The 24450-nt window shown below is 42.4% G+C and carries 20 protein-coding genes; 7 read left to right on the top strand and 13 right to left on the bottom strand.

Annotated features, from left to right (window positions below; translation table 11 throughout):
• Positions 1-66: 66 nt before the first annotated feature.
• The 7 genes from def to R8P61_21960 form a co-directional block, all read right to left on the bottom strand.
• Positions 67-630, bottom strand: coding sequence for a peptide deformylase (gene def, locus R8P61_21990; GenBank protein MDW3649758.1), 564 nt, complete (start codon positions 628-630; stop codon positions 67-69).
• 193 nt (positions 631-823) lie between these two features.
• Positions 824-1237 (bottom strand): Holliday junction resolvase RuvX, encoded by a 414-nt coding sequence (ruvX, locus tag R8P61_21985; GenBank protein MDW3649757.1) that lies wholly within the window; start codon positions 1235-1237, stop codon positions 824-826.
• Positions 1238-1382: 145 nt separating this feature from the next.
• Positions 1383-2567 (bottom strand): HAMP domain-containing sensor histidine kinase, encoded by a 1185-nt coding sequence (locus tag R8P61_21980; GenBank protein MDW3649756.1) that lies wholly within the window; start codon positions 2565-2567, stop codon positions 1383-1385.
• Between the two features lie 231 nt (positions 2568-2798).
• On the bottom strand, positions 2799-3980 hold the full coding sequence (locus R8P61_21975; GenBank protein ID MDW3649755.1) for a glycosyltransferase: 1182 nt from the start codon (positions 3978-3980) through the stop codon (positions 2799-2801).
• A 61-nt stretch (positions 3981-4041) separates the two neighbouring features.
• Positions 4042-4500, bottom strand: a complete 459-nt coding sequence (locus R8P61_21970; protein ID MDW3649754.1) for a DinB family protein — start codon at positions 4498-4500, stop codon at positions 4042-4044.
• A gap of 32 nt (positions 4501-4532) precedes the next feature.
• The gene (locus R8P61_21965; GenBank protein MDW3649753.1) at positions 4533-5309 is read right to left on the bottom strand and encodes an alpha/beta hydrolase; all 777 of its coding nucleotides are present in this window, start codon (positions 5307-5309) and stop codon (positions 4533-4535) included.
• A gap of 97 nt (positions 5310-5406) precedes the next feature.
• Positions 5407-6402 carry a hypothetical protein gene (locus R8P61_21960; GenBank protein ID MDW3649752.1) on the bottom strand — a complete coding sequence of 332 codons (996 nt, stop codon included), beginning with the start codon at positions 6400-6402 and terminating at the stop codon, positions 5407-5409.
• A 203-nt stretch (positions 6403-6605) separates the two neighbouring features.
• Here R8P61_21960 and argS point away from each other — a divergent pair, with 203 nt between their 5' ends.
• Together argS and R8P61_21950 are read left to right on the top strand one after the other, a co-directional pair.
• Positions 6606-8405 (top strand): arginine--tRNA ligase, encoded by a 1800-nt coding sequence (argS, locus tag R8P61_21955; GenBank protein MDW3649751.1) that lies wholly within the window; start codon positions 6606-6608, stop codon positions 8403-8405.
• 79 nt (positions 8406-8484) lie between these two features.
• Positions 8485-9258, top strand: coding sequence for a PASTA domain-containing protein (locus tag R8P61_21950; protein ID MDW3649750.1), 774 nt, complete (start codon positions 8485-8487; stop codon positions 9256-9258).
• Between the two features lie 412 nt (positions 9259-9670).
• On the opposite strand, the gene R8P61_21945 is transcribed toward R8P61_21950, so the two are convergent.
• The 4 genes from R8P61_21945 to R8P61_21930 form a co-directional block, all read right to left on the bottom strand.
• Positions 9671-10786 carry a Gfo/Idh/MocA family oxidoreductase gene (locus R8P61_21945; protein MDW3649749.1) on the bottom strand — a complete coding sequence of 372 codons (1116 nt, stop codon included), beginning with the start codon at positions 10784-10786 and terminating at the stop codon, positions 9671-9673.
• Positions 10787-10798: 12 nt separating this feature from the next.
• Positions 10799-11281: an SgcJ/EcaC family oxidoreductase gene (locus R8P61_21940; GenBank protein ID MDW3649748.1), complete on the bottom strand. Its 483-nt coding sequence runs from the start codon at positions 11279-11281 to the stop codon at positions 10799-10801.
• A gap of 13 nt (positions 11282-11294) precedes the next feature.
• Positions 11295-12800: a serine hydrolase gene (locus tag R8P61_21935; protein MDW3649747.1), complete on the bottom strand. Its 1506-nt coding sequence runs from the start codon at positions 12798-12800 to the stop codon at positions 11295-11297.
• A 91-nt stretch (positions 12801-12891) separates the two neighbouring features.
• Positions 12892-16140, bottom strand: a complete 3249-nt coding sequence (locus R8P61_21930; GenBank protein ID MDW3649746.1) for a PDZ domain-containing protein — start codon at positions 16138-16140, stop codon at positions 12892-12894.
• A gap of 284 nt (positions 16141-16424) precedes the next feature.
• Here R8P61_21930 and R8P61_21925 point away from each other — a divergent pair, with 284 nt between their 5' ends.
• The 5 genes from R8P61_21925 (at position 16425) to R8P61_21905 (ending at position 22915) form a co-directional block, all read left to right on the top strand.
• A complete protein-coding gene (locus tag R8P61_21925; GenBank protein ID MDW3649745.1) occupies positions 16425-17117 on the top strand; it encodes an FKBP-type peptidyl-prolyl cis-trans isomerase in 693 nt (230 codons plus the stop codon).
• A 149-nt stretch (positions 17118-17266) separates the two neighbouring features.
• Positions 17267-19123: an ABC transporter ATP-binding protein gene (locus tag R8P61_21920; protein ID MDW3649744.1), complete on the top strand. Its 1857-nt coding sequence runs from the start codon at positions 17267-17269 to the stop codon at positions 19121-19123.
• 154 nt (positions 19124-19277) lie between these two features.
• A complete protein-coding gene (locus tag R8P61_21915) occupies positions 19278-20918 on the top strand; it encodes a TIR domain-containing protein (GenBank protein ID MDW3649743.1) in 1641 nt (546 codons plus the stop codon).
• 135 nt (positions 20919-21053) lie between these two features.
• A complete protein-coding gene (locus R8P61_21910; GenBank protein ID MDW3649742.1) occupies positions 21054-21899 on the top strand; it encodes a DUF5777 family beta-barrel protein in 846 nt (281 codons plus the stop codon).
• Positions 21890-22915 (top strand): cytochrome c, encoded by a 1026-nt coding sequence (locus R8P61_21905; protein ID MDW3649741.1) that lies wholly within the window; start codon positions 21890-21892, stop codon positions 22913-22915. Before R8P61_21910 ends, R8P61_21905 begins: the two co-directional genes overlap by 10 nt.
• A 41-nt stretch (positions 22916-22956) precedes the next feature.
• Here R8P61_21905 and R8P61_21900 read toward each other — a convergent pair whose 3' ends face one another.
• Together R8P61_21900 and R8P61_21895 are read right to left on the bottom strand one after the other, a co-directional pair.
• Positions 22957-24084 carry a response regulator gene (locus R8P61_21900; GenBank protein ID MDW3649740.1) on the bottom strand — a complete coding sequence of 376 codons (1128 nt, stop codon included), beginning with the start codon at positions 24082-24084 and terminating at the stop codon, positions 22957-22959.
• A gap of 5 nt (positions 24085-24089) precedes the next feature.
• The gene (locus R8P61_21895) at positions 24090-24446 is read right to left on the bottom strand and encodes a response regulator (protein MDW3649739.1); all 357 of its coding nucleotides are present in this window, start codon (positions 24444-24446) and stop codon (positions 24090-24092) included.
• Positions 24447-24450: the final 4 nt, after the last annotated feature.

Below are 24450 nucleotides of genomic sequence, written 5' to 3'. Positions count from 1 at the left end.
CAGGAATGCTCTTCCTTTTTCAAAATAATGTAGAAATAAAATTAAGGTAGGTTGGCTGCTCAGGTCTTATTTTCCAAACTTCATGGGATAATCAGTGAAGATATCCCCTTTGGAAATTTTGTTGAGTCTTTTCTTTACCAATTGGCGACGGAAAGCAGAAACATAATCTGTGAAAAGTTTTCCTTCCAGGTGATCGTATTCGTGTTGAAGGATACGCGCCTTTAAACCAGTAAAGCTTTCCGTATGCTCTTTAAAATTCTCGTCGAAATAAGTTATAGTCAGGGTGTCAGGTCGGCTTACCATTTCCCGGATATCTGGAATACTCAAACAACCTTCTTCGAAGTCCCATTTTTTCCCAAATTCTTCGACCTTTTTAGGATTGATGAATACTTTTTTAAAGCCTTCCATGATTTCCCCTTCATGGGCCATATCCTGCATAGGCGAACCATCTACCACAAACATCCGAATAGAAAGCCCTACCTGAGGCGCTGCGATACCCACACCATTGGCATTGTACATGGTTTCAAACATATTGGCGATCAGCTCGGCCAGTTCCGGATAGTCCGGGCTGATTTCCTGTGTTACTTCTCGCAAAGCGGGGTGGCCAAAGCCAACAATTGGTAAGATCATATATGGTCCTTCTGGTCCTCTTCGATTCGGACCGTAAAATTGGGGCATTTTTAGGGAAGAAGCAAGAGGGAGGGATGTGTTCTGGTGTTTGGGAGGGAAGGGAGTGTTGTGGTGTTTTAGTGTTGTAGTTGGGTGATGAGATAGAATGAAACAATAACGAGAATACTAGAAGACCTGAACACAAGAGCACTTCTTATTCTCTTTCTTTTAAAAAATCTTGTAAAATGATTGTAGCGCTTATCGTATTGACCAAATGCTTGTCACGGCGCTTTTTTCTTTTGAGGCCGGCATCGATCATGGTTTGGAAAGCTTGTTGAGAGGTAAAGCGTTCGTCTCGATAGTGAAGGGTTTTGTTGGGGAAAGTAGCAGTGATCCATTTTCCAAATTCACGAACCGCCTGGGTTGAATGCGTATCACTGCCATCCATGCGGGTTGGGAAACCTAAGACGATCTCAGAGATGTCTTCACTTTTGCATAGTTCATGCATTTTATCCTTGAGTTTGTAGGTATCAAAGCTCCCTATTCCTGTTGCTATGATCTGCAAAGGATCTGTCCAGGCCAGGCCTGTGCGCTTTGTTCCGTAGTCTATGGCTAAAATGCGGCTCATATGAGTGTTAACGTGTTCTGGTGTTCTGGTGTTCTGGTGTTCTGGTGTTCTGGTAGTTAGATAGCGTGTTGTGGTGTTGTAGATTGTTCTTTAGCTCAAATAGCTATGAAACCATAAGACTATAACACTTGAAAACATGCGCACTTTATTTCGGCAACAAAACCCGAAAAGTCGTCCCTTTCTCTAATTCAGAAGTTTTTACAAAGATTTTTCCTTTATGGTAATTTTCTACAATTCTTTTGGTCAAACTCAGTCCCAATCCCCAGCCTCGTTTTTTTGTGGTAAAGCCTGGTTCAAAAACTTTTTTAAAGTTGCCTTTGGGAATGCCTTTACCCGTATCAATTACATCTATATAAAAATATTTTCCCTGTTCACCGGCATTGAGGGTAATTTCCCCTCCTTTCGCCTGCATGGCATCCAGGGCATTTTTCAATAAATTCTCAATTACCCAGTCAAACAATTGTGGATTTACGTGGAGGGTACTGTCTAAGGGAATGTCATTATTTACATATAATTTGATCTTACCCCTTTGAGTCATACGCTTTTTGAGGTAACCTGAAGAACGGTCAAGGACTTCTTTTAATTTAACTTCTATCAATTCAGGCTTGGAACCAATTTTAGAAAAACGCTCTGCAATATTTTCCAGCCTGAGTACATCATGCTCCATTTCCTCCAACAACTCATGATCTTCCGGACTTTCTTCCAGCTTTATTTTTAATAATTCAATCCAGGCCATAAGACTGGAAACGGGTGTCCCCAATTGATGTGCAGTTTCTTTCGCCAATCCTACCCACACTCTATTTTGTTCATTGCGCTGGGCGGTGATGAAGCCGTAAAAAACAAAACCAATAAACAGAATAACGATCAGTATCTGGATATAGGGATACCACTTGAGTTGCTTGAGGAGATCCGACTCTCCATAATAAATGTACTGATAGCGGTCTTTATCAAATTCTACTTCTATAGGTTCAAAGCCTTTTTTCAGTTCTGATAATATCCCTTCAACTTCTGCACTATCAACATCTGGACCCAGACCTACATAAGAACCGACACTTTCCTTGTCTTCATTGAGGAGAACAATGGGAATTCGACTAATGGTGTCCTGCATGATGTGTTGGATAAAGTAGGAAACCGCAAATGAATAACCTTCTTCAGGATTTTCAGCTTCCAGGATTCCAAAACCATCCTTAAACATCTCTATCCTTGCCCTTTCTTTGACAGAAAGTTCTTTTGCGAGATAATTTGAATATCCGATAGAGCCCATCACAATTGCAAAAGCAACTCCGAAGATCAGCCATCTCGACAAGGGTTGTGATTCTAGATTGAACATATAACTGCTATGAACTTCTTCAAAGGTACGGGAATTTGCCTCGCATGAGCAATAGGTACTATTTTTTTAGAGTTTTCTTATGGAAATGCCTGAAATGTATTTCCCGCACCTTACTAAAGGTGTAGCCAAAAATCCCAGCGCCCAAAGTCGGTTATGCACACTTCTGAAAATCCAGTGCGCATGTACAAGGATCAAGTAAATGATTCAGGTATAGGAAAATCCTGATGTTTTTTAGCGAGTAAGGCTTACACTTCTGCTAAAAAGTTCGTCTAATTGCTTATGGCTTCTGGACCAGGCATAATTATTTTCAACAAATGCTCTCCCATGGCTTGCTTGTATCAGAATATGGTCCGGATTTTTTAGTAAAAAGATGCAGTGCTCTGCCAGGCTTTCGAGATCATCTCCCAATAAAATATCCCTAGGCGATTTTGCTCCAATAGATTTGTTGACAATGGAAGTGCTCACACAGGGAATCCCCATAGCCATAGCTTCCAGTATTTTGTTTTGCTGGCCCGAACCGGAGAATAAAGGTGCTACAAATATTTTTCCTGAGGCATAGGCATCACGTATATCTTCATACCAACCTCCGATACTTACACCTGCTTCTTTTTCCAGTTCTAATATTTGCTTTACAGGCCTGGCACCTGCAAGTAAAAGGCGAGTTTCAGGTAAGTCCTTCCTAATTCTTGGTAGTAGTTGAGTAGCGAGGTATTTAGCAGCGAGGATATTGGGAGAATAACCCAGGTTTCCCACAAAAACCAGATCGTATTCAGCTTCCTCTTTTTTTGGCTGGAAGAATTCGGTATCTACCCCATTTGGGATCAATTGTATTTGGTCTTTGTAAGGAGTATTTAATGCTTCTCTGTCCTGCTCAGAAATGATGGAATGACTGTTAAAGTCCGTAAAGACTTTCTCCTCATAAGATTTTAACTTAGATGCCTCCCATCGAAAAAGAACCTGCTTGATTCCAACGTGATGCTTGGCCCGTCTTTTCATACCCAGGGAAAAAGCATCCATATAATCGAGACTTTTCTGAGCATCCAGACCTTTAACATAAGGAGCCATACGAATGAGCTGGCAATATATCCGATCCGGTTTTAGCTCTTCTGCGATTTTGAGGATTTTTTTGTGAATCCTTTTACGGTAAAAATAGTGAACCTGAAAGGGGGCTACTCCAAAAAGGCCTTTTAACAAAGAAAATGCTATTCCTCCCTTGCTAATAGGAAAGATGTGTATAGAGCTGCAAAAAGATTCAAGATGCTGCTGATGCGCTTCTTCAACCTCCTGATCACTGATAGCAATGAGATGAACTTCATGCTTTTGTGAAAGATGTCTGATTTGGTGATATATCCTGAGCTTATCCCCTTTTTCAATGGGATAGGGAAAGCGGGATGTCAGAATCAGTAATTTCATCTCAGGCAGCAAATTTAGGCTTCCTTTTGAGGATAGCAAAACCGAAAAGTTGCCCAATTTATCAGTTGATCAATTTTCTCATGGATAACAAATTGCCCAGGTGCATGCTTTCGTGAATATTGTTAAAGAGAATAGCGTCTTCTACCGACTTGATTTCAAAGCCATAGCTGGTCGGATATTTTCTGCATTCTTTGAAAAGTCCGGCTTCAAAATCCTTTTGACACTGATCCGAAGTACTTATCATCAGTTCCTGTATAAGAAGGATCTCTGCTTCACTAATGATCTCTTTGGGATATGTACCTATACGGTATTTTTCCACCAGGCTTTTATCGATGTTAATTTTATTTCCCGTCAAGCCATAAATCAGTCGCTGTTGAGTAACGACCATATGTCCCAGGTTCCAAATGAGGTTATTATTGAAAGCGGGTGGAATGAAATTCAGTTGCTCTGGAGAGAAAGCCTTAGAAATATCGAGCGCGTTTTGACGAGTTACTTTGTGGATGAGGAATTGTTCCTTCATAGGGGTATATATTAAAATGGGAAAATCATTCTTTATTCCTCGGCGATCAGTTCTTTTAACAAAGCGGCAGTCTCATGAGGATATTCGAGGGGAAACATATGTCCGCCTTTTTCGATGGAAATAAATTTAGTGTTTTTGAATCGCTTCTTTTGTTCTTTAAAGGAAGTCCCGACCATTACACTTCCTTTTTTCGGATAAAGGTAGTAGCTCGGCATATCGAATTTTCCGTGCCCGATTCTGATCGGACTGTATACAAACATTTTGGACTCCAGGGCAGCAGGAATGCGCAAGGTGAAATCAGAACCATCCGGCACCAGACTACTCTGAACATAATCTTCGAAGCATTCAGGATGAAAGCTTCTGAATAGTCGTTTGGGCTTCCAAAAGTTTCTCGCTTCATCCAAAGAGCTAAACTCATCCCGGCGTTTCTTTGCATTTCTTGCTATGGGTATGACCTGATCTGCAATCCCAATACTTCTGGCCATAGCTGAAAACAACCTGATTCGAAGGCTCAGCAAAGGAGGATCAATCAGGATGATTTTCTCAAATAGTTCGGGTGCTTTTTGTGCTGCCCAGAAAGTCAGGACTGCACCAAAGGAGTGCCCGATTCCAATAACCGGCTCTTTATGTTTTATCTCTATATCCTCAATGAGTTCTTCGATCATGTTTCGCCATGAGTTTCGAAGTCGATATCGACCCATGCCAAAAACCGGAACATAACTTACAGGATGAGGTTCCAATTGTTTGAAAAAATAGGAATAGCTTTCTGCTGGAAAGCCGGTTGCATGCGAAAATTGGATAGGTATCACGGATACAAGTTGGTGATTTTGATTCACCCATAAAAAAAATGGCGAATTTCTGTTATAAACATAATCAGAAATTCGCCGCTTTGTTTGCTGCAGGAAATTATCTACTTGGACAGGAACTGAGAAAGATATCCTCAATTTTCTGCTCATCCTCTATGATGCTGAAAAATTCACTGATGTATCCCAGCGCTTCCTGTCTTTTGCTTTTCGGAATGAGGTCGAAAGTCATGAAGAGTTCCTCCATTTTGGATCTTTTGGATCGCAGGAACTCAAATAAGGTCTCATATTCTGCTCGAGTCCTACAGATATTTCTGTAGTATCTGCGTTCGAATCCTTTCTCCAAACCTGTATAAGGCGCTTGTACACAAGCTGCAAAATCGAAATCGTAGGGGATAGGCATAATCTCCTGATTCGCTTCCAGTTTGAGCAGGCTCATATTTTTCCTTTGTGTGATTCCCCAATCGAGATTTCCAATCATGAACTGGAACATATGCAATAAAGTGAGTTGGTCATGTGCCACCTCTGCACTGGGGATTTGAGCATCTTCACTGATCAATTTTCCACCCAATCGTTCTTTCAATGCTTTATCACTTTCAATCAAGAATGCATAGGCAGTCATTCCTGGCATGCCTTTGTCGCGATCTCTGTATTGGACTTTGATCAGGCGAACCTTATAGGAATAAGGTGTCAGCATATTGTAGAACTTGTAGATCATGTACTCCCGCATCAGGTATTCTTCTCCCTGACAATGGGTGACCAGTTTGATCTTCTTTTGAGCTTCGAAAATGGTCCCGGCTCTTTCTTCTTTTTTTATTTTGAGTTTGAGAGGGGGAAAGGGGCAAATGTCCGGCCTTCTACGGTAGTTACCTCTTACAGCTATCTCTCCATCTATAATGATCTTTTCTTTACCAACCTTATATGAAATAACGACTGGTTGATCAGGGGCTTCCTCACTGCGATCTGCAATCAGTTCGCTTAGGGGAGTTTCTATTTTGATAGTAATGATCTCCTCGGAATCAAACATCCTGTTTTGCCCAAAGCCTGTGGAAAGCAAGAGAGCTATCAGGATGATAAATACGGTGATAGGACGATGCATATTTAAAACAAATTATTTCCTATAACGAGGGTCTCTCAGAGAATAGATACTCTTTTGACCTATTTTGGTTGCTCCATTCGTAGAAAAGAGTGCAAAATATATCGAAAGGTCTGAATTTTGCGTAAGCAATCTCGGACGCGGTCTATCATGCCCGTGATTTTATCAAATTTTTTGCCATTTTTGCGCTCTGGAAAATTAAAAATATGTTAACTATTTTCTCACGTATTCAAGAAGCCGCTGCTGCAGCCGTTGAATCTCACTATGGAGTTTCAGTGGATGCCTCCAGTCTGAGTGTTCAGGAAACACGAAAAGACTTCGAGGGCGACTTCACCCTTGTGACCTTCCCACTTACTAAGTTTAAATTAGGAGCTCCCCAACAAATCGGAGAGACTCTGGGTGGATTGTTGCAGGAGAGGATGGAGGAAGTGGTGGCATATAATGTTGTAAAGGGCTTTTTGAACTTAAGTCTTTCGCAGGCATTCTGGCTGGAATTTCTGGCCTCTGCCCATAAGGATGACAGCTTTTTCCGCAATACAGTAGGAAATGGGAAAAAAGTTGTGGTCGAATATTGCTCACCCAATACAAATAAACCCCTTCACCTGGGGCATTTAAGAAATATCGTACTCGGCTACTCCCTGACTCAGATTCTTGATGCAAATGGATATGAGGTGCATCCGACCATTCTTTTCAATGATCGGGGAACCAATATTTCCAAATCTATGGTTTCCTGGCAGATGGCGGGGAAAAATGATACTCCCGAAAGCGCTGGAAAGAAAGGCGATAAGTTTGTGGGAGATTATTATGTAGAGTTTGGGCTTGAGCTTGCAGCACAGGCACAGAGCTTTATGGACCAGGGACTGAATAAGCGCGATGCTGAAAAGCAAACTGCCATCATGCAACAGGTAAATGATATGACCATCGCATGGGAGGCTGAGGATCCTGAAATCCGTGAGCTTTGGAAGCGGATGAATGGCTATGTATATGATGCCGTTAATGGAACGTTTAAACGACTGGGAGTTGCTTTTGAGAGTTTTTATTATGAATCCGCCGTTTACAAGCGTGGCAAGGAAACTGTGGAGGAAGGATTGGAGAAAGGAGTCTTCTATGAAAAAGAAGATGGAGCCATCGAAGTTGACCTGACAGAAGAGGGATTAGATAAAAAACTCATGCTTCGGAGCAATGGGACCTCTTTATATATTACCCAGGATTTAGCTGTTGCAGAAGATAAGTACAAAGAATTCGGCATGGATAAATCCATTTATGTCGTAGGAAATGAACAGGATTATCATTTTAAAGTACTTTTCAGCGTTCTAAAGAAACTGGGGGTTCCCTATAGTGAAGGGCTTTTCCATCTTTCTTATGGAATGGTAGAGTTGAAAGGAGGCGGAAAAATGAAAACCCGTGAAGGAACAACTGTGGAGGCTGATGACTTGATGGATGATATGATCGGGAAGGCCCGAGAGGAAAGTCAGAAAAATCCCGATAAAATATTGGGGATGTCGGAAGAGGAGTTGGATAAGTTGTATAATATGCTCGGTATCGGAGCTTTGAAATATTACCTGGTAAAAGTTGATCCCAAAAAGCGGATGATCTTTGATCCGGATGAGTCTATTGATTTGAAAGGTAATACAGGTCCTTTCATCCAATATTCTTACACACGGACCCAGGCGGTATTACGAAAAGCGAATGCGGATTTCCTGGAATTCTCTGCAGATAATCAACCGGAAGAGACAATTCTGGATTCTGAACGGAGTTTGATGAAACTAATCCAGAAATTCCCGGAAGTTTTACAAGAGGCGGGAGAAAGTTATAACCCCTCTTTAATCGGGAACTATGCTTTCGAATTGGCAAAGGAATACAATCGTTTTTATCATGAGGCTCCGATCCTCAATGAAACGAAGCCTAAAACCAGCCAGTTTCGTTTGGCATTGTCAAGCTTTGCAGGAAATCTGATGAAAGAATGCTTGCGCTTGATCGGAGTGGATATGCCGGACCGAATGTAAATCAGATTGCAGAGATTGCAGGAATTTTGTAAATCGTAGGGAGCCCTGATTCTCCCAAAAGAAAGAATTCTTAGAAAAGATGTTGAAATATTTTATCAGTCGAGAATTTCTCTATACCCTTGGAGCTCTCTTTGTAGGGGGAATCCTGGTTTATCTCGCAATATTCTTCCTCATCCTTCCGCTCTACACCCGTCATGGAGCCGGCATCACCATTCCTGATGTTCAGGAAATGGCTTTAGGTTCCGCTGAAGAAGCATTAGATGATGTGAAACTGAGGCCTCAGGTAGCAGACTCTGTTTATGTAGAAGGCCTTGAGCCTGGCACAGTGATAAAACAATATCCTGCACCTTATACTCGGGTGAAGCCTGGCAGATTGGTTTCTCTAACCATAAATCAAAGACAAGCACCTATGGTAATTGTCCCTGATCTAAAGGATATGATCCTGTATCAGGCAAAGGTTCAGCTAGAGGGAGTAAAACTCGGACTGGGTAAAATTACTTATGTACCTAAACTTGGTAAGGATAAACTGCTGAGTTATGCCTATAAAGGTCAGCAATTAAAACCCGGAGATCGGGTGCCATTAGGGTCCAAGATAGATGTGGTAGTTAAGCAAGGAATTGGGTCCAAAATGGTTGTAGTACCTGACTTGATGGGACTTACCTACGAAGATGCAGTAAACCTCATCCAATCTATCGGGCTTAACCTGGTTCCTAATTATAGGGCTGGAGGAGAACCCGATGAGCAAGGACTTATCTATCGACAGGTTCCCAAAGCTGAATATGGGGAATCTCTCAATGTAGGCTCTTCTGTAGATGTATTTATCTATGGGGAGGCTCCGGAGAGTACTGAATAACCCATCGAACCCACCGCCTCAAGCCCACACTCCCTTGTTCTGACGAACAATGGAGTGCGCGCAGGCCAGTAAATCAACAATTGTCAATTGTAGGGGCAGATTATAATCTGCTCAAAGAGAATCAAAATGCCGATATTCGGGTTGATTCTTTTTGAGGGAACTTGTCCTTTGGGTTCGTCTGGAATACATGATCTCTCAGCCCGCAGGCCATTACGCCTTCCAACTTCGAGATGACCTGCGTGAGAAACTTTTTCTCCCCACCGCCTCAAGCCCACACTCCCTTGTTCTGACGAACAAGGGAGTGCGCGCAGGCCAGTAAATCAACAATTGTCAATTGTAGGGGCAGATTATAATCTGCCCAATGAGTATCCAACTGCGATACTCGGCTCGATTCTTTTTGAGGGAAAACGGATCACAACTCCTCAAGTAGAACAACTCTCCCTTCTTTGGCGGAAATGATGGCTGCTTGAAGGATTTCCATCACGGTAATATTATTCTCGAGGCTTGATAGATCGGAGGGTTTACTTTCTATTTCTCCTCTTATGATGGCCATAAAATAGGAAAAGGGATCATTGAGGGGTGCTTTACGAGCAGCAACTTTTTGTTTTTTTGCCCCTTCTTTCTCCGAACGCATGACCTCCATATCTTCTCTGTTGAGGCTATGGATATAACCTTTTTCTGTATAGACCTCCATATCCTTTCGATTGTAGTTCCAGTTCCAGCTGGCCTGAATGATGGTCTGGGCTTTGGGATAGGTAACTATAATGGTCGCTTCATCATCCACTTTCGGATAGATATGGGGTTTTATTTGCTGGGTAATGGCGCTGACAGCTATGGGTTTTTCTCCTTTCATTAGCCAGGTACTCAGATTCGCACCATAGCAACCAAAATCGGTAAGGGCTCCGGCTCCATTCCAATAGGGATCAGTTAGCCAAACGAGAAATTCTTCATCTACCCCAATTTCTTTGGGACCCGGATGGCCATCATGGATGACCATTTTTCTTATGTCTCCAAAAGTATCCGATTCTTTCTCAAGGAGTTCATAGGTTTTATGGTTAGTCCCGTACCAGGTAGTCTCATAATTGGTGAGTAGATGAATCTTGTGCTTCTTTGCCAGTGCCTCCATTTTACGAGCATGATCCAGACTCACAGCCAAAGGCTTTTCGACCATCACATGTATGCCTTTGGGAGCACAAATTTCGACTACCGAAAGGTGGTCTCTAATGGTATTGAAAGCTGTCACGGCTTCAGGCTTTTTTTCGGCCAATAATTCCTCCAAAGAATCATAGACCAGATCCATACTCATCCCATACTGTTTGAGATAGCGTTGAGCCAGTTCTTTATTGGGCTCCACGATCCCTACCAACTCAAAATCGCCATCATCTGCTCTCCCTAATATCCAATGCACATGGGTATGAACCAGGCCGACTACCGCAATTTTCATGGGCTTTTGACTTACTGAGTTTTGGGATTTGCCTGGTGAAAGGAAAGAAAGTAGCATCAGGCTTACAAGAATAGTTTTGAACATCTATCTGAGCTTTTATTCGTTTTGACTTGCTGCTTGATTAAACATGAATTCCTGAATCTTCCAGTCTCCATCTTGGTCTTTGATCCAGTGGGTCATGCTGCGAGCATCGAATACCCAATCTGTACTATCATTGCGTACCCAATTGACCTGAAAATGTCCTTGCTCGATGGCATGTTGATCGATGATCTGAATTTGATCAATAGAATGCTCGTAATCTGAGCGGATATTCATCCCAAAAAGCGTCTCATAAAATTCCTGTATGGAAGCTCGGCCCATTTTGATATCTGAATTGGGAGGAATATTGATTCCATCGATGGTGTAAAAGGTCATGAGTTTTTTTGCATCCTCGGCTTCCCAGGCCTGGATAAATTGATCCCAGGTTGCGCGGATTTCTTTACGGGATTTTATCTGGTATTCCTCTGGATTAAATTCTTTGCTCTCGGAGCAACTCAACATGAGGAGTCCAATGCATAAAGCGATGAGTAGTTTTTTCATGATATAATACATACTAATTCTCTTGTAATTCCTGGATTTTGTTTTTCACTCCCGTGATGTTTGGGTCAGCATTCAGGGCCAATTCATAGTGCTTGAGGGCAAGCTCTTTGTTACCCATTTCGCCTTGAATATTTCCCATATCCCTCAGGTATGGACCGGGTTTCTCCGCATATTCATCTATAATCAATTGTAAAATGCTCAGGGCTTCTTCCGATTTATCTTCCTCTTTCAGGACATTTGCCAGGTACCAAAGGTCGAATTCAGCTCCCCACATAGCATTTTTATCCAAATCTGCTTTCAGTTCTTTATATTTTTCCATTCCTGCATCAACTCCCTCTTCGAAATAACTCTTTCCAATTTTCTCAAAGGTCATTTCTTTGGGAATGATATAGGATTTTCCATGGAGAATATTCTTTAGTTGATAAAGAAGGGGTTCCATATAATTGCTGGTATGGTTGCTGAGGAAAATGATGCTATGGTCCTCTTCTATTTCTCTATGTATATAGGTGCGAAAACCGACCCAGCCTCCTCCATGAGCAACGGTTTTCTTTCCTGATATAGATTTCCCGATGGTCCAACCAAAGCCGTAGTCATGCAATTCTCCATTAGCCAGTTTCCCGGGGGTGAATGCTTCTTCAAGGGTCTCTTTTTTTACCAGTTTTTCTGTGTAAAGGGCACGATCCCATTTATACAAATCTTCTACCGTTGAGAAAATCCCGCCATCCCCTTTGACTGAATTGAGATAATGAGTGTCATTGTAACTACGTGTACCATCTAATCTTTTTGTAAAGCCGAATGCACGTAGGGGCATATTGGGATCAGGTCCTGGAACGAAATCATAAAAAGAGGTGCTACTCATTCCTAAGGGATCGAAAATTCTCTCTTTGGCGAAATTGGAAAAGGAAATGCCAGAGACTCTTTCCGTGACAATGGCAAGGCATAGATAAGCGCTATTGCTGTATTCCCATTTCTCGCCAGGAGCAAATTTCCTTTCAGGTTTATGCTCAACCAATAAAGAGAGCATATGATCATTCCCTTTTATAAGCTTCGCCGGATCATCATCTTCCAGATCTGTTTTCCAATTTACATCAAAGAGTTCGACATAATCCGGTATGCCTGAAGTATGGTTCATCAGATGTCTGAGGGTAATGCCTTCATAGGGAAGTTCTGGTATGAAATCTTTTACATCCTGATCATAGTCCAACTTGCCTTCTTCTTTGAGCATCATAATGGTCATGCAGGTAAACTGCTTGCTGACAGAAGCCAGACGGAAAATATTCTCCACTTTCATGGGAGTTTCTGGATCAATATTGCTGAGGCCATAGGCTCCTTTATAAACAACTTCTCCTTTTTTGGCTATCAGGACAGTACCATTGAAAATTTGTTTTTCATATGCCTGAGAGAGGAGATCGTCTATTTTCTGGTCGATGGTCATTTCAGTGCTCACGTTCTCTTTACAGGAAATGAAAAATGAGAGAAAAATGAGGAAGGTAAAAGCTAGTGGTCCAGAGTATCGCATCCTTTTATTATTAGGCGAAATGAGTATATGATTTGCGGGAGTATTAAATAAAATCATTTAACACTCCCGCTCAAAATTCTGCTATATCTATTTACTTCCTGACCCTTGTTGGAAAGTCAGGAGTCTTATAATCTTTGGGTGGATTTGCTTTTAATTCTTGTAGAATTACCTCTATCGCTTTTTCCAACTGTGGATCCTTGCCAGCAATTACTTCTTTGGGCAATTGCTCAACTTCAATATCAGGAGCAATCCCTACATTCTCTATCCCATAGCCTTCTTCTTCTGTGTAGAAAGCTACATTAGGAGCCGTAACCGAACCTCCGTCAATAAATTCCGGATAGCCCAGGACACCTACCAGGCCTCCCCAGGTTCTTTTACCAATCAGTTTACCCAATCCAAATTTGCGGAACATCCAGGGGAAATAGTCTCCTCCTGAACCTGCGGTTTCATCTACCAACAATACCTTGGGTCCCTGAATCGAAGCACTGGGAGCTTTCAGGTCTTTTCCGTATCGGAACTTCCAATGAGATTGGTAGGGCTTTTTAAGCATATCTATATAGTAATCAGCTAACTGCCCCCCACCATTGAATCTCTCGTCTACAATAATGGCTTTTTTATCGGCTTGAGGAAAGAAATATCGTTTGAAATACTGATGTCCTGCATAGGCAGTATTGGGTACATAGACATAAGCTACTTGCCCGTTTGTGGCTTCGTGAACTTTTTTCATATTTCCTTCTACCCAATCTCTGTTTCTGAGTGCCCATTCATTTCTAAGTGGAACAACCTTGACTGTGCGTGAGTCTGTCATATTTGGATTCGGTCCAACAGTAAGGTCAATGATCTTCTCGGCTGTATTTTCAAAGAAGCTGTAGAGGTTCTGATTGGCACTAATTTCTTTTCCATTTACTGCCAGTAGATATTCTCCTTCTTTGATATTGACTCCAGGCTCTGTCAAGGGAGAGCGTAGGTCCGGGGTCCAATTGAGACCACCGTAAATCTTCTTGATTTGATAACGACCTTTATTTACCTGATAGTCGGCGCCCAATAAGCCACCACTTACCCGGTCCGGATTATTGAGTCTGTCGCCGGTTCCCTGAAAGCGATGATGTCCAACAGCCAACTCACTACACATTCGTCGCATGACATTATAAAGATCGCTTCGGCAACTGATGTCATCCAGAAAGACTTCATATTTGGCTTTCATGGCATTCCAATCCGCACCATGATATCCGGGATCATAGAAATAGTCACGGTTTACTCTCCATGCTTCATTGAAGATGTTTTTCCATTCAGCTTTAGGATCAATTTTAACACGAATGGCTGCTGTATTCAGACTGCCTTCAGGTTTCGCTCCTACTCCTGTGATGCTCCAGCTCCCCCGACTTGCCAACAACATTTTTTTGCCGTTTGCAGAGATTTGGAACCAGTTAGCAGGCATGAGTTCTTTGTTCTCGCGCTTTTTTAAATCGTATTTGTGAAGCATGGTCGGTCCTCTGAATCCCGGACTTTGAGAGAGGTAATAAATCTCCCCTTCTCCGGCAACAGTCAGGTTTGTATACATGCCCGAACGAAGTGGAATGTCAATGATGCGATTTTCGATTCCTTCCAGGTCAATTCTGAAACTTTCTTTTTCTTCTGCTTTCTCCTCTTTCTCTTCTTCTTTTTCCTCTTTTACCTCCTCTTCATCATTTTCTTTGGCGAAAGGAGAGAATACCTCATTTTGTAAAGTTGCCAGGTAAATAGAATTGCTCATGAGCATGTCATTGTTGGACTGGTCAAACCAGTTTACTACAGGACCTGCATCCGTTGAAGCCAGCATATATATGTACTTTCCACCAGGATCAAATACCGGATCACTCACACTAGAAAGACCATCAGAGAGGGCAAAGGACTTGCTTTGATCCAAAGAATAGAGATAAGCTCTCTCATAATTGTTCTCACTGATAATGGTATATGCTATCCACTTGGAATCATGAGACCAGGAGCCAAAAAGGTCTCTGAATGGACCCGGCACATACATGCGGTCTTCATCGATTTCTTTGGTAGCTCCACTTTCTATATCCAGCATATAGAGTTTTCGGCCATTATCGATAAAGCTTAACTTTTTGCTATCTGGCGACCAGTGAATCGAAGCATAAAATCCGCTGCCATTGAGGGCAAATGACTTATCTTTTTCAGAGGAAGTCTGACTTTTCAGGTGTAAGGCATATTCCCCACTTGCATCCGAGAAATAGGCAATGTACTTACCATCCGGTGACCATTGCGGATATTTCTCATGGGTACCCTGGCTTTCTGTCAGGTTTTTAGGGTCTCCTTTCTTTGCGGGAACTGTAACTATATCTCCTCTGAAATCAAAAACTGCTCGGGCTCCGGAAGGAGAAATAGCTGCACTTCTCAGATAGCGAGAACCGGAAACATATCTTGGGCGGAGTTCAAGGAGATCCGTCGAAATTCCAATCTTAAGCTTATTATGGGAATTGCTGGCAGGATCGAAAGTGTGGAGATAACCAGCTTGTTCATAAATAAGTCCTGAAGCTCCTGCGTCTATGTCAGAAACCGGGAAGTCTTCGTATTCAGAATGCTGACTAACTTTTTTGCTTTTGGGGTCATAGGAGTAGAGATTGAATTCTCCATCGCGATCACTATTGAAATAAACTTTATTTCCGATCCATACAGGATAGGCATCATTGCTACCCCCTTCTGTTTTAGGGATTTCTTCTACTTCATGATTTTTGACATTGTAAATCCAGATACGAGTCTGGGTTCCTCCGCGGTAATTTTTCCACTGACCAAAACGATCAGGGATTGGTGTATAAGCAATATATTTCCCATCGGGAGAATAGGATGCATGAAAAGCATTGGGAATGGGAAGTTTTTCAATTTGACCTCCTTCTACCGGTACGGTATAAAGTTGGATATAGCGATTGGTGAAAGTACTTCTTTGAGAAGCAAACATGAGATGTTTTCCGTCCGGCGTGAAATCCCGAACCAGATCCTGATAAGGATGCCAGGTAAGTCTTTGGGGGACACCTCCTGAAACCGGAATGATAAAGACATCCAGATTCCCATCATACTCAGCTGTAAATGCAATCTTGCTACCATCCGGAGAAAAAACCGGATTCTGTTCAACTCCTTCATCTATCGTCAGACGTTTGGGATTGCTGCCATCTCGATTGGCAATCCAGAGATCTTCCGCATATATAAAGGCGATATGATTTTCGCTGATTGCCGGGCTGTGCATCAGACGCGTATCTACAGGATTTGTAGCAAATAAGGAGTTGCCAATACCTATTAAGAGAAAAAGACAACTCAAATAGATAGAGATCTTTAAAGAATTCATGCGTGTTGTATTTGTAGGGTGAATTTTTATATCAAATAATTAATTTACAAAGACTTACTAATCGGACTGAGTTTGATCTGCAAGCTATTAGCTTCTATCGATCAACAGGAAATTTGAGCAAATCGTAATTCCGATCTTTGCTGAGACTTAAAAAAAGCCTTCTTTGTTACTCCAAAAGCGAAAGATTGTCCAGTTTCGGACCTGCATTACAATATCGGTTTGGTATTTTCGTAATTTCAGCTAAACTTTGATCCCCTTTTAGACATCAATCATCTTAAATTTATATGAAAAGAATTCTTTTAAGTACGCTTATCCTGCTAGGGATGCTGATGGGAGTTGTGTATGCCCAGGATAACCCAACCTTTGCAAATAAACAAGATAGCATTTCCTATGCGCTCGGAGTAGATATAGGCAAAAATCTCAATGAAACTGAGATTCCATTGAACTATGATGCTTTGTATAAAGGTCTTATTGATTTTATTCAATTAAACCAGGCAGAGATTGACGAGGCAACTTGTCAGGCTTTGATCCAGGATTTCTCTCGCCAGGCTCAGCAAAAGCAAATAGCCAAAATGCAACAGCAAGCCAGTGAGGCAGCTGCAAAAGGAAACCAGTGGTTGACCGAAAATAAGGCGAAAGACGGAGTAGTTGAACTCCCAAGCGGACTGCAATACAAAGTGATCCAGGCAGGTAATGGAGCCAAACCTACTATGGCCAATACGGTAAAGGTTCATTATGAAGGAACTTTGTTGGACGGGACTAAATTTGACAGTTCTTATGACCGCGGAGAGCCGATAGAATTTCCTTTGGGCAATGTCATTCGCGGATGGCAGGAAGGCCTTCAGCAAATGTCTCCGGGAGCCAAATATGAATTGTACATTCCTGGTGGATTGGCCTATGGAGAAAGAGGTTCCCCTCCCACCATTGGACCTAATGAAACCTTGATCTTCATAGTAGAATTGCTTGAAGTCAAGTAAGTAAAAAGAAAGAAATTTTCAGGGAGGCTTAGGCCTCCCTATTTTTTTGCCCAAATTTTTGATCCAACATTTCTCCCGAAAAAAAGTATTATGCAGGTACATCCGTCTTTATTCACAAAAGACCTAGCCCTTCTGACACCTAAAAATATATGGCCGATTCGAAAAGAAAGTTAACTGTCTCAGCGCGAAATCAACGATATGGTGGAAAACTAAGTTTCAAGGAAACCCTAAACGCCCTCCAATACCTCCCTCCTTTCATCAAAATGATCTGGGAAACCAATCGTTCGATGACCCTGGGAAATATTATCCTGCGCCTGATTGCAGCTTTGGGTCCGGTAACCAAGCTCTATCTGGGAAAATTGATCATAGATGAAATAATAGCTTTGCAAGGGAGCGAAGGAGGAGATATGACGCTTTTATGGATCTATGTGGGAGCAGAATTGGGAATTGTACTTCTGGAGGCTTTGTTCAATCGCATCATTTCTTTATTGGATGCCTTATTGGGAGATTTGTTTAGCAATGAAACCTCAGAACGATTGATCGCCCAGGCAGCCAAACTGGATCTTCCCTTTTTTGAAGATTCTAAATTTTATGACAAACTGGAAAGGGCTCGCCGGCAGACGACCAGCCGAACTGTTTTGCTATCTCAAATCCTCATGCAGATACAAAGCATTGTTTCCATTATCGCACTTGGCGTAGGCTTGGTCATTTTTAGTCCCTGGCTTATCATCCTCCTGATCATTGCTGTAATACCAGGTTTTGTGAGTGAGCTCCATTTCAACCAACGTTCCTATTCCCTTTCCCGTAACTGGACCCCCGAAAGGAGAGAGCTGGATTACCTACGCTTTGTAGGGGCGAGTGATGAGACGGCGAAAGAGGTGAAAATTTTTGGTCTGGCTGACTTCATCAAAAACCGATTTGCCAAAGTAGCGCATGATTATTATCTCAGCAATCGATCCCTGGCCATACAAAGAGCCAGTTATGGATTTCTCTTCAATAGTATCGGTAATCTCGGCTATTATGGCGCTTATGTTATTATCATTCTTCAGGCAGTGGCTGGAACGATCACAATTGGTAGTCTGACCTTTCTGGCAGGTTCCTTTAAAGGCCTGAGAAGTCAATTGCAGGGCATTTTGACCCGATTTTCTTCTATAGCTCAGACGGCTCTTTACCTTCAGGATCTTTTTGACTTTCTCAATATGAAACCCGGGATTAGCTCTCCGGTAAATGCTCGTCCGGTTCCTGAAAAGATCAAAAAAGGCTTCACCTTTGAAGGGGTAAGTTTTGCTTATCCCGGTACTGATATTTATGCTCTGAAAGATGTTTCCTTTCATTTACATGCTGGAGAGAAATTGGCTTTGGTTGGGGAAAATGGGGCCGGAAAAACAACCCTGGTGAAATTGTTGGCTCGTCTGTATGATCCCAGCGAAGGCCGTATCCTTCTGGATGGGCATGACCTCAAGGAGTATGACCTTCAACAGCTTCGCAATAAGGTAGGAGTAATCTTTCAGGATTTTGTGAAGTATCAATTTACAGTTTCTGATAATATTGCTGTAGGCCAAATTGCCGAACGAGAAAACAAGCCTCTGATTATTCATGCGGCTGATCAAAGTCTCGCCAATACGGTCATCTCCGAACTCAAAGGAGGCTATGACCAAATATTGGGTCGTCGCTTTGAAGATGGAGTTGACCTTTCGGGAGGGCAATGGCAGAAAGTAGCTCTGGGAAGGGCCTATATGCGGGAAGCCGAATTACTGATTCTGGATGAACCCACGGCTGCTTTAGATGCACGGGCAGAGTACGAGGTGTTTGAGCGTTTTTCTGATTTGACGAAAGGCCGCACCGCTGTGCTGATTTCACATAGATTTTCGACCGTTCGTATGGCTGATCGAATATTGGTCCTGGAAAAAGGAAGAAGAATTGAATTGGGGACGCATGAAGAACTCCTAGAAGAAGATGGAACCTATGCCGAACTCTTTCATTTGCAGGCACAGGGATATCAATAGGGAAGGAAGTGCTCTGGTGTTCTGGGGGGCTTTGTAACTAAGCCTAAGATTGAACTCCATTACGAGAACACGAGAGCTCCCCCATTTTTTTTACTTTCTCACGCTATTTATCTATACTTATCTTTCTCTAATTAGGGGATAGACAGATAAAGCCATGACCAGCTCTGCCAGATACCGACAAATAAGACTGCTCATTAGGAATAAGAAGCACTCAGAAGCACTGACTGAAATGCTCATGCTTTTGAGGGCTTTGAAAAAAGAAGGAATCTCTGTAGAGAAATTTATGGAGAGAAGGCATGAGTTGGTTGATCTATTGGAGGATAAAGATATCGGACATAAGATTACCCAATTGCTCAATGCGATTATTTTTCATGTCAGAAGCTCGACCTCCCCGGAACCCCCACCCAAACCCAAAGGAGATTCAATTTTCTCCAAAATATTTAAGCGATGGAGACGAAAAACCCCATCCAGAAGCGAAGCCCATGACAGCCATATTCCCCCGCTTCGTTATGAAAAGAAAAGTGGACTGGAAACAGAAGAGGAAGAATGGGAAGAGGAAGCATCTGCTCCTATAGAGGAATGGGATGATACAGCTGAAGAAAGTGTGGAAGAAATTGTGGAAGAAGTCGAGCCGGAACCGGCTTCAGAACCTCCTGCACCTCCAGCTCTTCCCGCCACTGAAACTCCATCTGCCAGTGCGAGTAGGGATAGCCGAACTGAAGAAGATATTGTCAATATTTCCCTTTTTGCCCCCGAGCATGTACAGAAAAACGAGAAGTTTCTTCTCACAGCTTTTGCCCATCTCTATGAACAAAAGGCAGAAGTAGCAGACATGATGCGAGAGGCCGATCCTGATGCCAGCATACAGGGTGCTAAAACCCTCAACATGCCGATCAAGAGAAGGAGCCGTCTCGAATTTCGTTTGAGTATTGAAAACTGGAAGATCGAAGAATCTGCCCAGGCCCTGATTTGGTTTGGCGTGCCGGCATCTGTAGAATTTGAAATTCTCGTTCCGGCCGATTTCGAAAGAAAGCAGGCAATCGGTAGTCTGATAATTATGGGCGAGGAAGGCCAATTGGGAAGGCTACGTTTCAATTTACAGCTTGTTGAAGCTGCCGCTCATGATAATGAAGATGGGAAATTCGCTCCCACTCATGCTAAGGCGATAAAAAAGACCTTTCTGGCTTATGCTAAGGAAAATACTTCCGCATTGGACAATTATCGCAATCAATTGACAGCCGAAGGAGTTTCCATCATTGATCCTTATCAAATGCCAGGCGATGATTGGGAGATCAAAGTTTCGGATGCTCTCCTGGAGACCGAACTCTTTTGTTTGTTCTGGTCAAAAGCCGCCGAAGATTCCGAGGAGGTTGCAATCAGCTGGCAAATGGCTCTTGGACAACGCCTGGATGATAATAGGCGCCTGCCAGATATGCTTCCTATCCTTATCGAAGAGCCTGCACCCGAGGCTCCCGATGGTCTGGAGTTCTTAAATTTTACTTCCTCTGAACTCCGCTTTAAAGCCGCGACGGATATATCTGCAATTGAAAATGTGGAAGATCTGAAGCGGACGGCAGAGGAACTCCTGATGAAAGGAAAAGAAGAATTTTTTGACCTTTTGTATCTACATTTTAAAGCAGATTCTGATACTCAGCAGAAAGTCATGATGCTACAAGGTAGATGGAATAGCATGCATCGAATGAAGCGTATCCGGCGCTTGAGCGAATCTGAAGCAAAGAAAGAAGAGAATCGTATTATACATGCCGGCCTTGATCTCATTGGGCTAGTAAAGTGAGAAAGACAAAATAAGCCTTTTACACATTCCCCTCTTAATTATTCAAGCCTTTGTAACTTTTTCGTAATGGGTGTATCCTATTCATGGACAAATCATATATCTTGTTGAAAGACAGATATTCTTACACTCAAAAACATGAAAAAAGTATCAATACTCGGGCTTGTATTCCTATGCCTCTTTCCGGCCTTGAGTTTTGCTCAGGAAAGTCCCTTTGTTCAGGGCATATTCCGAGGCTCACGTGTCATCAATGGTCATTCGCTGGAAACGCTGAGAGCCGGCGAATTTGAATTTCTCATTTCCCATAGATTTGGTACCGTAAATAGTGGCGCCCGAGAGCTTTGGGGGCTGGATCAGGCAACGATGAGACTGGGCTTTGACTATGGCATTACAGACTGGCTCACAATCGGTATAGGTCGAAGTACCTTTGAAAAAACCTATGATAGTTTTCTGAAATTCCGCCTCCTCAAGCAGAAAGAAGGTAGTTCTCCCATTTCTATTTCAGGATTTAGCTCTATTGCTTTGCGATCAGCAGAAGATTTGGATCCTGTTCGGGGAGAATTTTTTGAAAATCGTTTATTCTACACCTACCAGATTTTGATTGGGCGAAAGTTTGGGGAGAGGTTCTCACTTCAATTGATGCCTTCTATGGTTCATCGCAACTATGTAGCGACTCTGGCAGAGAGCAATGATGTTTTCGCATTGGGACTTGCAGGCCGGATTAGAGTTACCAAAAACTTTGCCCTGACCGGGGAGTATTATTATCCTTTCGAGGATCAATTGGCAACAGGTTTTCATCCGTCCCTTTCTCTGGGATTTGAGATTGAAACCAATGGGCACGTATTTCAAATCCATTTGTCCAATTCCAGAGGTATGATAGAGAAGTTTTTCATTACGGAAACCGCTGGAACCTGGGGCAATGGAGATATTCATATCGGTTTTAACATGGCAAGGATCTTTAAGTTGAAAGGAAGATGGTACTAAAGAAATATGTGTTTTTACTGCTAATTCCTCTTCTGGGTATGGGCTTGATAAATTTTGCTCCCCCGGATTGGAATGAAGATACCCCGGTTCAGGAAGTGCTTGAATATTTAGGGGAAAGTAAACCTGGCCATAGTTTGCTTGTCGGGAATGAAGATAAAAATATGCTGATTCAGCGAGGGGAAGAGATTGTGAAAAGAGGGCGTACGATTGGGCCGGATGGAAGTAAGTCCAAATTTGTAAGTAAGCACTATGTATGTACTTCCTGTCATAATCTTGTGCAGGAAGATCCTGACTTAAAAAGCCGTGATCCGGAAGCCCGTTTGGATTATGCCATAGAAAAGCAACTTCCCTTTCTACAAGCAACTACTTTTCATGGCATTGTAAATCGGGAGAGCTGGTACAATGATGATTATTATAAAAAGTATGGTGAGTTTGTAAAGCCTGCGAGGGAAAGTCTAAGAGAAGCTATTCAACTATGTGCAACGGAGTGTGCACAGGGAAGATTGCTGGAAGATTGGGAGATGGATGCAGTTTTGGCTTATTACTGGTCTCTGGAGTTTAAGCTGGGAGACCTGGAAATGAATAGTGAGCAAATGAAGAGCCTCAAAAATCTATCGGAAAACACTCGGACGCAGCAAGATGCAAAGGAACTCTTAAAGAGTTTTTACATGCAAAAATCTCCGGCAACTTTTGGAGATGCACCTCCTGATAAGATTGCAGGTTATGGATTGAAAGGAGATGAGGAAAGGGGGAAATCTATTTATACGCTGGCTTGTTTGCATTGTCATAAAGAAGGTGGGGTTTCTAAATATACCCTGGATCATGGCAAACTTTCTTTGAGACATATTCGAAAAAAGATCCCACAGGATTCTCATATGTCTCTATATCAGATAGTCAGGTATGGAACCTATGCCTTACCGGGACACAGACCTTATATGCCTCATTTTCCCTTAGAACGGATGAGCAACCAACAACTGGAAGACCTACGAGCATACATAGAGTTTGGGGCCAGATAGGGAAACAGGACAGATTGTCTTGATCTGGCAACCTTGAAGCATCAATGAGGGAGTGAAAAATAAAAAGTAGCTCCCTCATTTTCTTTGCTTTCCGCCCATACTTTTCCATGATGTCGCTGAATGATTCGTTTGACATTTACCAGGCCAATACCTGTACCATCAAAATCATCCGGATCGTGCAGCCTCCGAAAGCCTTTGTACAGCTCATCAACCATTTTGGGATCAAAGCCGACTCCATTGTCCTTTACATAAAAAATCTCTTCTTCCTCACCCCGTTTACATCCAATCTCGATCTGCGAAAAGTCTTTTTTACTGGAGTATTTGAGGGCGTTGTCGATAAGGTTGATGAATACCTGCCGTATGAGTACGGGATCCGCTTCTATTAAGGGTAATTCCCCTATTTCGACTTCATGTTTCTGCTCAGGATGTGCCTCAAGGACTTCATTTACAACCGTACGAACCATCTCGAGGGTATTGATCTCTTTAACCTGCATATCGTCCTGAGACATCTTGGAAAAACTCAATAATTCGTTAACCAGATGGGTAAGACGGATCGCAGAATCTTTAATACTGCCCAACATCACTTTCTCATTGTTATCGAGACACTTTGCTCCCTTTTTTTCCAGGAGCTGTGAAAGCATACCGATTTGTCTTAGTGGGCCTCTCAGTTCGTGAGATACGGAAGAGGTGAATTGGTCCAACTCTTCATACAAATTCTCCAATTCCTTATGTCTCTTTTGGAGTTTTTGGTTGCTTTTTCGGAGTTCTTGTTCAGAATGATCTCGGGCATCCTGGGCATCCCGGATTTGTTGGAAGCTATGCAGGGCTCGGTTTATTTTGATATGCAAAACTTCTACATCAATCGGCTTTTCTATAAAATCTGCTCCCCCCGCCTTCATGAATTCTATAGCTAGATTCATGGATGAGTGGGCGGTCATCATGATTACCGGAATTCGATCCTTTTGATGGAAGTCTTGAATAAAATCAAAGCCGCTTTGGTCCGGCATCATATAGTCCAGGCAAATGATATCTATTAGCTCCTTTTTTAAAATATTTTCAGCTATTTCGGCATTATTCGCACTGGAAACCTGATGATCCATTTTCTCAAAACGCCTTCTAAGCATTTCAAGAATTCGTGGATTATCATCAACAAATAGGATGTGGGCCATGTCTTTTAACTAATCAGGGTTAAGATCTTATTTTCAAAATGTTCATCTATGGGTTTTGCAATAAAATCATCGCAGCCCGCTTCGGTAGTCAGTTGTGTTTCTTTTGCTCCTATAGATGCTGAACAGGCAACTATGATTCCGGGATAACCTCTTTCTCGTAGCTTTTTTGCAACTGTATAGCCATCCATACCCGGCATGCGAATGTCTAGCAGAATGAGTTCTGGCTCAAGCTCGATGCTTTTCTCCAGGCCTTCTTTGCCTGTGTTTACTAGAACCGGCTCAATTCCCATGCGCTTTATTCGGCGGTAAAGCATACGGGCTACCTTTTTGTCATCATCTATGATTAGGATTCGTTTTTCCATTGCC

It is taken from the genome of Bacteroidia bacterium, from assembly GCA_033391075.1.
Classification (GTDB): domain Bacteria; phylum Bacteroidota; class Bacteroidia; order J057; family J057; genus JAWPMV01.
Note: the sequence above shows the minus strand (reverse complement) of the source record. Positions and strands in the feature narration are given on the sequence as shown.

Coding starts and splice junctions, on each gene's coding strand:
- R8P61_21910 (MDW3649742.1), top strand. CDS start 21,054: ATGAAAAAAGTATCAATACTCGGGCTTGTATTCCTATGCCTCTTTCCG.
- R8P61_21895 (MDW3649739.1), bottom strand. CDS start 24,446: ATGGAAAAACGAATCCTAATCATAGATGATGACAAAAAGGTAGCCCGT.
- R8P61_21920 (MDW3649744.1), top strand. CDS start 17,267: ATGGCCGATTCGAAAAGAAAGTTAACTGTCTCAGCGCGAAATCAACGA.
- R8P61_21980 (MDW3649756.1), bottom strand. CDS start 2,567: ATGTTCAATCTAGAATCACAACCCTTGTCGAGATGGCTGATCTTCGGA.
- def (MDW3649758.1), bottom strand. CDS start 630: ATGATCTTACCAATTGTTGGCTTTGGCCACCCCGCTTTGCGAGAAGTA.
- R8P61_21960 (MDW3649752.1), bottom strand. CDS start 6,402: ATGCATCGTCCTATCACCGTATTTATCATCCTGATAGCTCTCTTGCTT.
- argS (MDW3649751.1), top strand. CDS start 6,606: ATGTTAACTATTTTCTCACGTATTCAAGAAGCCGCTGCTGCAGCCGTT.
- R8P61_21930 (MDW3649746.1), bottom strand. CDS start 16,140: ATGAATTCTTTAAAGATCTCTATCTATTTGAGTTGTCTTTTTCTCTTA.
- R8P61_21905 (MDW3649741.1), top strand. CDS start 21,890: ATGGTACTAAAGAAATATGTGTTTTTACTGCTAATTCCTCTTCTGGGT.
- ruvX (MDW3649757.1), bottom strand. CDS start 1,237: ATGAGCCGCATTTTAGCCATAGACTACGGAACAAAGCGCACAGGCCTG.
- R8P61_21900 (MDW3649740.1), bottom strand. CDS start 24,084: ATGGCCCACATCCTATTTGTTGATGATAATCCACGAATTCTTGAAATG.
- R8P61_21925 (MDW3649745.1), top strand. CDS start 16,425: ATGAAAAGAATTCTTTTAAGTACGCTTATCCTGCTAGGGATGCTGATG.
- R8P61_21975 (MDW3649755.1), bottom strand. CDS start 3,980: ATGAAATTACTGATTCTGACATCCCGCTTTCCCTATCCCATTGAAAAA.
- R8P61_21970 (MDW3649754.1), bottom strand. CDS start 4,500: ATGAAGGAACAATTCCTCATCCACAAAGTAACTCGTCAAAACGCGCTC.
- R8P61_21940 (MDW3649748.1), bottom strand. CDS start 11,281: ATGAAAAAACTACTCATCGCTTTATGCATTGGACTCCTCATGTTGAGT.
- R8P61_21950 (MDW3649750.1), top strand. CDS start 8,485: ATGTTGAAATATTTTATCAGTCGAGAATTTCTCTATACCCTTGGAGCT.
- R8P61_21915 (MDW3649743.1), top strand. CDS start 19,278: ATGACCAGCTCTGCCAGATACCGACAAATAAGACTGCTCATTAGGAAT.
- R8P61_21935 (MDW3649747.1), bottom strand. CDS start 12,800: ATGCGATACTCTGGACCACTAGCTTTTACCTTCCTCATTTTTCTCTCA.
- R8P61_21945 (MDW3649749.1), bottom strand. CDS start 10,786: ATGTTCAAAACTATTCTTGTAAGCCTGATGCTACTTTCTTTCCTTTCA.